We start from the raw sequence: 10,482 nt of genomic DNA on the forward strand, positions 1-10,482 counted from the left end.
CCGGGCACGAGTCAGCCGCCCCGGAGGTTTCGCCTGTGTAGTCGTACGGCGTGGACATATCGTTACCGTAGCGTTGTCCGAATATCTCGGTTCGGCCACGCACGCTGTGCGGGTTCAGCACATCGAATCACTGTGCTGGTGACGCCGCACGATCCGCGCTCAATCATGCCCGCCCCGGCGCGACCCCACCGCCAGCGACCCGCCGGTCCGCTCGACCCGGCCCAGGTATTCCAGGACCCCGTCCCGGCGCCGGACGATATCACCGGTGCGGTACAGCCGGCCGCCGCCGGCCGCGGCGACGAACCCGGCCGCGGTGGCGCCCGGATCGCCGAAGTAGCCGCGGGCCAGCTGCGGCCCGCCGATGTACATCTCACCGGCGGTGCCCGGCGGTACCGGGCGCAACCGCTCGTCCAGGAGGTAGACCCGGTCGTTGGTGACCGGGCGGCCGCCCACGGACCCCACGGTGATGACCCCGGTCTCGTTGTGGCCGTACCAGATGACCAGCTCCGCGCCGGGTAGCAGCGTCATGAACCGCTCCACCCCGCCCGGCGGTAGCGCGGCCCCGTCCACGCACAGCCGGCGCAGGCTGGGATGTGCGGCCCGGCCGCCGCCGTCGGTCACCGAATCGAGGAATCGGTCCAGCAGGGACGGCACGACATGGACGACCGTCACCTTGTTGGCGGAGATCGAACGCGACAGATCGGCCGCCCGGCCCGGATGATCGGGCATCAGGATCTGCGCACCGCTGTGCAGCGGCCGGAACAGCTCCCAGAGAGTGATATCGCCGACGGTGGGCGCCGCGTGCAGCACCAGATCGTCCGCATCGTAGGGGTGGCTGCGCTGCGCCCGGCGCAGCCGTTCGACCAGCTGCCGATGGGTGGTCGTGACACCCGTCTCGGTGTCCGGGTGATACCGGATATCGGCGAGATCCTCGACGGCGACGACCGGGTCCGCGGCCGGATCGGCCGGCAGATCCAGATAGAGCAGGTCGATCGCGACAACCGGGATACCGGTGCCGGTGCTCACCCCGTCGTCGGACAGGCTCAGCACACACATCGGCGCCGCCGAGGCCAGGATCCGATCGAGTTCCCCGGCGGGGCCGTCCGGGTTCACCGGCACGTACGCGCCACCGGCGCGCAGCACCGCGCAGACCGCGACCACCAGGTCGATACCCGGTCGCATGGCCACCGCGACCGGGGTCTGCGCACCGACACCGAACCGGATCAGCTCCACCGACAGGGCCCGGGACTTGCGATCCAGTTCGGCGTAGCTGAGCAACCGCGCGCCCTGCCGGACCGCCGGTTCGGCCGGGGTGCGGGCCACCTGCTCGTCGAACAGTGAGAGCAGAGTGCTGTCGTCGTCGCGCGCACCGATATCGAGGATCGGCGACATATAGGCCGTGGTCTCCACATCGGTGACCGGCCGCAGGAAGGTGGTGGGTTCCGGATCTGCCGTGGATCCCTGGTCCGCACCGGCCTCGTGCACCGGGTCCGCCGCGGCGATATCCGCTGGTTGTTCCGTCGCGAGTTCCGGCTCCGGTGCCGCTGTAGCCTCTGCAACGGGCCGGCCGCCGTCTGCCCGGCGGCGCTGCGGCAACGGGGCGAGCGGCGGCGCGGATGGGTCCTGAACCTGCGGTTCGTATGCTTCGGCTGCCCTCGGCCGGCGCTGCGGTAGCACCGCCGGTGCGGCGTCCTGCGGCGCCGCCCGTTCCGGTTCGGGCACCGCGGTTTCGTCCGCGGCAGCAGACCGCCGCTGCGGTAGTGATACCGGGCCGGCAGCCGGCGTATCCGGGCCTGCCTGCGGGTCCGGGTCACCGTCGAGCGTTTCCCCGTGCAAGACATCGGACCGAGCGAGGCCGGGCCCGAGGTCGGCGAACGAGGTCGACTGCCGCGGGCGGTCGTCGTCTCGCGGCCGCCGCTGCGGCAGACCCGGACTCCCCGGTGCCGCCGGACCACGGCCGGGAACGATCTCGGGTCCGCGCGAGTCCGGGCCGTCCTGCGACCGGAGCCGCCGCTGCGGCAGCGGCCCGGAGTCGTCCGGTCCGGAGGCTCCGGCGTCCGGCGACGAATACGCATCACCCGGCGAACCGGAACGTCGCTGCGGCAGGACACCCCGGCCCGAGGCCGTCGCCTCCCGACCATCGGGATCCGTCTCCCCCGACTCCACGCCCAGCGGCAAACCCGAATCTTCCCGCCCGGGAACGCCTGGATCCGCCGTGGAAGGACGCGAACCGCCGGTCGGATCGGGACGCCGCTGCGGCAACACACCGGCCCCGGTGACCTCCCGGTCTTCGGCACCCGGCTCCCCCGATTCCGCACCCAGCCGAGGACGACGCTGCGGCAGAGACTCCGCCGCAGAATCCGTCCCGGCTCCCGGCCGGCGCTGCGGCAAGACACTCGGGTCGGTGGCCTCCCGAACCTCGGGGCCGGTCTCCGCGGTCTCCGCACCGAGCCGCGGGCGACGTTGCGGTAAGCCGGAATCCCTCAGTGCGGGAGCACCCGAATCCGCGTCGAAGGTGTGCGAACCGCCCAGCGATCCGGGGCGTCGCTGCGGGAGGACGTCTGCGGCGGGTTCGGCGCCGGAGGCCGCCGACGTCGGCCGGCGTTGCGGCAGACCCGAGTCGGAGGATACGGATGTCCCGGAATCGGCGGGCGACGGGTGCGGAGCACTCGTCGAGCCGGGACCCGGAAGCGCCGGAGCCTCTGCCGCGGAATCACCTACGGATTCCGGAACGCTTGGGGAGGTCGGGTTCGATGCCGCCTGGCTGCGGCTGCCGGTGCCCGTCGGGTCCGCATCGGTGCGCGACCGCCGTTGCGGTAATCCGAAGTTCGGAGGCGGCGGTGCGTCGGTGACCGGACGCAGCAATGAAGTGGTCTCCGCGTCCGGAGTCCGCTGCGGGTGGTACCCCGGACCAGGAGTCTCGCCCAGAGAGCCCGGCACGGGAGTGTCGCCGAGGGAACCGGGCGCCGGGGTCTCGCCCAGAGGACCCGGCGCGGGAGTCCCGCCCGGAGAACCGGGCGCAGGATCTGCGGCCCGAGAACTGGGCGCGGGAGTCCCGCCCCGAGAAGCAGACGCGGGAATCTCGCCCGGAGCGCTGGGCGCAGGGGCTTCGTTCAGGGGATCGGGTGCCGGATAGGTATCCGGCTGGGCCGGTGACTCGAGAGCGTCGGCGGGACGGCGCTCCCGGATACCCGCTGTGTCCGGGTAGGCCCGGGATTCGGATGATTCCCCGGCACCCAGCTGTTCGCGAGCGTCCGGTGGCAGCGACGGGGCGTATGCGGCGGAGCCGGCGGGTGCGACCGGTTCGGAGGCGAGTGCGGGCGCGACGCCCGCGCGCAGGCCGTGTTCGGCGAGACCGCCGAGGGCGCGCACCCAGTGTTCGGCGAAGGTTTTCACATCGTCGCCGACGAATACCTCGGTGGCGTAGTCGAAACGGCACAGCAGGCCCTCGTCGGTGACATCGACCGTCAGCACCAGCGGGACCCCGTCGGCGGGACCGTCGGTGTGCACGCGGGCGGGCCGTAGATCGCGGTAGCGCAGCGTGAACAGGCCCGAATCGGCGGCGGCGAATTCGGCGGTCGTCTCCGTGTTGAGGTAGCGCAGCAGCGCGTACCCGGCGCCGCCGCCGGGTACCGAACGAACGAGATCGCGAATCTGGGCGAGCGCGACCCCGGCGGCCGGGCCGCCGATCAGTGCGTCGGCGGTATCGATATCGGCGATCCGCACGGAGAGCGGGAACTCGGTGGCGAATCCCCCGACCAGGCTTTCGGCGCGACCCACCATCGTGCGGGCGTCGGCGTCGCAGCGCACCAGCGATCCCAGGGCACGAGCCACCGCACCGTCTTCACCGGTGCGCAGGGCGATCGCCACGGCCGTCAGCAGCACCTCGGGCACGGTCACGTCGTAGGCGTCGGCCGCGGCGGTCACGGCCGCGGTTCCTTCGGCGGTGATGGCCAGGGATACCCGGCGGCGGGGCCGCAGATCCACCGTCCCCAGCGGCGCCGCGGTGCGGGCACCGGCCAGGTTCCGGCGCCACCAGCCCGCCTCGTCGAGCAGGTCGATGGAACGGGCGCGCTGATCCAGTGCCTGGACCAGCTGCGATACCCGGGATTCCGAAACCACCGCGGCGGCCTCGCCGGCGAGCAGTTCGTCGACGATCACCCGCCAGGACCGGTCGTCGACGACGAGGCCGTTGGCCACCACCACCAGCCGCCGGGCCGGTCCGGCGCCGGTGACCACGAAGTGGATATTGCGGCCGGTCGCCGGGTCGAGGGCGTCGGCGGCCGCCTGCACCACATCGTCGGTGGCGACGGCGTGCTCGCCGGTTTCGGGGCCGAGCCACCAGTACTGCCGGTCGCCCCGCTGCTCACGCGGGGGAATCCACAGGGTGGGGGTCCGGTCGCTGCTGTCGAGCCGGGCCGACAGCAACGGATGCCGCACCACCAGCGACCGCACCACCTCTTCGGTGTGCTCGAGCGGCTGATCGGCGGGCAGGTCCAGCACGATCGAGCGGACCTCGATACCGGGCAGCGGATTTCCGAGGAGGCGGATCGCGGTGGGGGTGGCGGGCAGTTCACCGGAAACCTCGGCAGCGCCGGCTGTTCCGTTGTCACCCGCGGCGGTCCGCGACGACGTGCCGGTGCCCGGCGGCGCCGGCTCACTCACCTCCGGAACGAACTCCTCGCCGGTTGCCGGGGCGCCGCCCATCTCGTGTCGCGCCCCGGCAGTTCCGGACGGCACGGACTCTTCGGGCCGACCGCCCGCAGTGCCGGCCGTCTCGAACTGCCCGAGCCGGTCGCCCGCGGTGCCGGCCGCCTCGAACTCTTCGAGCTGGTCGCCCGCAGTGCCTGCCGCCTCGGACAGTCCCGGGCCGCCCGCACCACCGAGTGGGTCGGCTGCGGTACGACCGGCAGCGCTGTCCAGCGCTGCCGCCGAACTGCGGTCACCCGCTTCGCCCCGTGCGGCAGCCGAACTCGGGTGACCCGCGTCGCCGGGCACGGCAGCCGGCCCCGGGTGACCCGTATCGCCGGGTCCGGCGGCCGAACCGCGGTCGCCCGCACCGCCGAGGGTGGTGGCACCGATTTCGGGGACGGCGACGTCCGCGTGGTCCCCGGCGAGATCGTCCGGGTCCAGGGCGGGTTCGAGCCGCGGCACCGAATCGGGGGCCGGGAGGGCGGTGCGGTCGGGGGTCCCGTCCGCGTCCAGCGGTATCGCGGCGACCACGTGGAAAGCCGCCGGGACCTGCGAGACGGGCAGCAACCGGGCGACCCCCGCGCGGACCTCCACGAGTTCGGGCTCGGCACCCGCGGGCACCACATACGCGACCAGCCGGTTCCCCGGTACCGCGGTATCGGGGCCGGCGCCGGTGCCACGCGGTAGCACCGCGGCGTCGGCGATATCCGGCAGCGAACGCAGTGCGGCCGCGATCGTGCCCGGATGGATGCGCCCGCCGCGGAACCGGAGCTGGTCGTCGACGCGGCCCAGCAGGTCCAGGCGCTGCGGGGTGGTGGCGGTGGCGTCACGCCACAGCACCAGATCACCGGTGCGGTACATCCGCGCGCCGTATCCGAACGGGTTGGCCACGAAACGGTTTCCGGTGGATGCCGGCCGCTCCGCATAGCCGCGGGCCAGCTGATCGCCGGCGATATACAGTTCGCCGGGCACCCCCGGTGGCACCGGACGCAACCGCGAATCCAGCACGTAGACCCGGATGTTCCACTGCGGCAGGCCGATCGGCACCGATCGCTCGGCCGATCCCGCGGCGGGCCAGGAGGTCGCCGAGACCGTGGTCTCCGCGGTTCCGTAGAGGTTGTGGACCCGGGCGCCGCAGCGGGCGCGCAGGGCGGACACCGTATCCGGCGACAACGGTTCGCCGGTCACGAAGATTTCGCGCAGGCTGCCCAGGCGGGCCGGGTCGGCGAGTCCGGCGAAATCGGCCAGTTCGGCCGGCCCGAAATCGGTGACCGTCACCCCGTGCCGGGCGATCGCCTCCGCCACCTGTCCGGCATCCGCGGTCCCGGCCAGGACCAGCTGCGCGCCGGCACGCAGCGGCAGGAAGAAACCCCAGAGCGAGATATCGCTGGTGGCGGCGTTGCGCTGAAGGTAGATATCGGTGAATCCCAGCGGGTACTGGGCGAGCATGAGGCTGATCTGGTTGTTGACCGCGCTGTGCGAGAGCACCGCAAGTTCCGGTCCCCGCGGCGCGGCCGAAACAGGCAGCACACAGGCGGCGTTACCGGGACGCACCGGGCGCAGTAGTTCCTCGGCACGCACCGGGTCGGCGGAGTATCGCGCGATCTCGGCGGCGGCGAGTACCAGGACGGGCGCCGGTTGCCCGCTCGCGCGTAGCGCCGCCACCGACCGGGATTCCGTCGCGGGGTCGGCCAGGACCAGAGCCGGGCGCGCGGTGGCCAGGACCTGCCCGGTCCAGTGCGCCGGATCGCGGGGGTCCAGCGGCAGGTACGCGCCGCCCGCGGTGAGCACCGCGTAGATCGCGACCACCAGATCGGGTGAGCGCCGGACCGCGATACCGACCACGGTTTCCGCGCCCACCCCGGCGTCGATCAGCCGGCGCGCCAGCCGGTTCACCCGAGCATCGAATTCCTGATAGGTGAGCTCGGATTCCGCATCGGCCACGGCCACCGTATCGGGCCGGATGGCGACTGTGCGGCGGTAACCGTCGAGCAGCAGTTCCGGTGCCACCGGGTAGCGGGTGTCGTTCCACACCACCAGCAGCCGGTCCAGATCGGCGCGGGAGAGCAGATCGATATCGCCGACCGGGCCGTCCGGATCGCCCCCGGCAACGGTGAGCACCCGCTGGAACCGCCGTGCCACCTCGGCGACGGTGGTCCGGCCGAGCCGGTCCGCGGCGTACTGCAAGGCTGCCGCGATACCGTCCGGGGATCCGTCGGGCGCCCGATGGGGGTCGATCACCAGCCGCAGCACCGCATCGGCCGGCGCACCGGCCACCTCGACGGGTTCGGTGGCCAGGCTCGGCATCTCCAGCCGGGGAATATCGTTGTGCCGCAGGGATATCGCCACATCGAACAGGGAATCTTCGACCGCGAGTGCGGCGGTCAGCGTTTCGAACGGCAGGTCGGCATTGGCGAAGGCCCGGCGATCCGATTCGGCGACCCGCGCCACCAGGTCCAGGAAGGATTCGGCCGGATCGATGCGGGTGCGCAACACCACAGTGTTGGCGTAGGGCCCGATCGCGTCGTCGAGTTCGCGTTCGTCGTTACCGCGCACCGAACTGCCCAGCACGATATCGGTGGCCGCGGCCGTCCGGGCCAGCAGCACCGCGAACGCCGCGCGGAGCACGATGAATTCGGAGGTACCCGCCCGCTGGGCGATATCGGCGATCCGGCGATGGGTCCGGGTGCCGATATCGAACGCGTGCACGCGCTGCCCGGTACCGTCGGGCCGGCCGGCCGCGGCCGCGAAATCGATACGCGGAGGTAGACCGGCCAGATAGTCACGCCAGAACGCGAGCCGGCGAGCGGCGAGCGAGTCCGGATCGGTGAGGTCACCGAGTTGGGCCCGGCGGCTCAGGAAATAGTCGAGGTACTGCACCGACAGCGGTTGCCACAGCGGTCGCGAGCGGTTGCGGCGGCCGAGGAAGGCGCGCAGCAGGTCCCGTAGCAGCAGCCCGGCGGATACCTCGTCGGCGAGGATCCGGTGCACCACCACCGCGACGACATGTTCGCGCGGGCTCAACTCGGCCAGCGCGAACCGCACGGGGACCTGTTCGGCGTCGGCGGCGTCGAAATCGGTCTGCGACAACGCCTGCAGCCAGCCGGCCAGCTCCGCGGCCGGTATCGGTTCGGCGACCACTTCCGGTACGGCCTGTTCCCGGGGCAGCACCACCTGGTGCGGTACCCCGTCGGTCGCCGGGTAGACGGTGCGCAGGGTTTCGTGCCGGTCCACCACATCGGCGACGGCGGCCTGCATGGCTGCCGCGTCGAGGGTGCCGGTCAGGCTCATCGCGGCGGTGATCGTCTCGGTGGCCGTTTCGGGCGCGGTCTGGTTGCGCTGCCACAGCCGCAACTGCCCGGGCGACAGTGGAATCGTCTCAGGACGTTCCACGGGCGGCGGCGGTGCCGCCGGGACGTGCTCGTCGTCCCCGGTGCCGGGGGTGGCCGGCGATGACGCGGCGCCGAAGCCGGTGCGGCCCGGCAGCTGCGGGCCGACGGGTGGTGCGGGTGCCGGCCAGTCGGGCCGGCCGGGTAACGACCCGGCGAGGGCGGACCCCGGCTCGGCGGACCGTTCCCGATCGTCCGCCGCGGCCTGCGGATCGTAGAAGGCGGTGGCGTCACCGGCGATCGGGCCGGACGCGGTACGTAGCGGTGCCGCGTCGCCGGGCCCCGGTAGCTGCCGGCCACGGCTCAGCCAATCGTCGGCCGACATGGGCTGGGGGGAACGGGCGGCGGTATCGGCGGTTCCCCGGCCGGCCGCACCGGCCAGGTCGAATCCGGACCCACCGGACACGGTCGGTTCCGGTGTTCCGCCGAACGTCCGTTCGCCTGCGCGGGAACCCGCCGTCTCGGGTGAATCGGATGCGGAACCACCGGAAACCCCGAGTCCGGACGCATCGCGGCCCGCGGGGCCGGTCACGCCGGGGGCAGCCGTTCCGGAAGGGCTGTGGGCGGCCGGATCACCGATGTCGGCTACCTGCGGTTCGATCGGGTTCGCAGCGCTCCGGCCGCCGCGGCCGGGTAGCGCATGCTGCCGGTCCGGCATCTCCAGATAACCCCGGCCGGGTAGGTCCAGATCACGCTTTTCCGACGCCAGCCGACTGTCCGGCTCGGGCCGGGGATTCCGGGAGAACTGCTGGTGAACATCATCGCGTCCGAAATCCGAGGCCGGTGGCTCGGCCGCACCGACGCGGCCGGTTTCCGGGACGACCGGCTCCGCGGCGTCACTCCGGCCCGGCTCGCTGCCGTACGGATCGGATACGCCGTACCCGTGCCCCGGGCCGGCGCCGTCACCACCCTCCTGCGCCGTGTCCCGGATGGGAAGGCTCTGTTCGTAGTCGGGCTGTTCACCGACCGGCCACCGGTCCCCCGCGGCGGCGGTTTCCTGCGCCGAACCGGCGCGCGACTCCGCGACCTCCGCACGACCCCGCCGCGGCACCGCCACCGAATCGTCCAGCGCCGGCACCGTGACCCGCCCGATGTACTCCATATCGCCACCGGGGCCGCGGCGCACCAGGTCACCGGTGCGATAGAGGCGGGAGCCGTCGTCGGCGAACGGATCGGCGACGAGGAGTTGCGCTGTCCGCCCGGGGCGGCGGTGGTAGCCGCGGGCCAGCTGGGGTCCGCCGAGATACAGCTCGCCGACCTCGCCGTCGGGTACCGGGGCGAGCCGTTCGTCGAGGATATGCGCGGTGACACCGCGGATCGGCGCGCCGAGGGTGAGCGGACCACCGGGGGTGAGCGGTGAGCTGATATTGGTCATCACGGTGGTCTCGGCCGGACCGTATCCCTGATACAGAGCGCGCATCGAGCCGCCGGTCACCGGAATCGCCCAGCGTTGGACCAGTTCGGGCGGGCACGGCCGGCGCCCGGTCACCACGACGCCCAGCTCGTCCAGCCCGGTCGGATCGATCAGCCGCAGCGCGTCCGGCGGGAGGTAGGCATGGGTGACCCCGGTGCGCTGCAACAGTGCCGCCACTTCGTCGGCCCGGGTCACCAGCGGGGACACCACGACCATGGTCGCCGCACCGCCCAGCGCCAGCAGCAGTTCGAGGACCGCCGAATCCGCGGGCATCGGCGCGAAGTTCAGCGTGCGGTCCTCGGGTTCGACCCGGTAGCGACCCTGCTGTTCGGCGCACAGACCGGACAGCCCGGCCTGGGTCACCATGATTCCGTCGGGCACGGTTTCGCCGTCCGCGTCGTAGGTGACGTAGGCCGGATGCTCGGCCCGCAGCGGGCGGACCCGGTCGGCGTAGGTGACCGCGTCGGCGGAGAACTGCTCGAGCGCACGCGCCGTTTCGACCGTATCGACCTGCAGCCATTCGATCTCGACGGGTAGTTCGTTGCGTACCCAGGAAACCGCGAGGCCGTAGCCGACACCGGCGTCGGCCAGCAGATGCGCGACCCATTCCGGCGGATAGGCCGGATCGATCGGCACGAAGCCGGCACCGGTCTTGGCGACCGCCCAGACGGCGAGCACCGCGTCCAGCGAACGCGGGATGGCCACGGCGACCAGATCCTCCGGGCCGATACCGCGCGCGATCAGCGCCCGGGCCAGCCGGCTCGACCAGGCGTCCAGATCGGCATAGCCCACTTGTTCCAGCGGGCCGGTGCCGTCGGCGAGAACGAGTGCGACGCCGTCGGGGTTGGTTTCGACGGCGTTGGCGATCAGCTGGGGCAGGGTGGTCACGCGGGGCCGCCGGGTGCGCTGCGGTCTGGTCCGGGCCGGCCGCGTCATGCTGTCTCCCGGAGGTGGTCATACCGCTGACCGACTACCGCATCCATCTGT

At 72.5% G+C, this 10,482-nt stretch carries 1 protein-coding gene; it reads right to left on the reverse strand.

Annotated elements, in window-relative coordinates:
- Nucleotides 1-159: 159 nt before the first annotated feature.
- Entirely contained in the window at nucleotides 160-10,383 is a 10,224-nt protein-coding gene (locus ACQEVO_RS26805) for an AMP-binding protein (protein WP_432918638.1), read from the reverse strand.
- Nucleotides 10,384-10,482: the final 99 nt, after the last annotated feature.

This window comes from Nocardia sp. CA-290969 (assembly GCF_050936135.1).
Taxonomy (GTDB): domain Bacteria; phylum Actinomycetota; class Actinomycetes; order Mycobacteriales; family Mycobacteriaceae; genus Nocardia.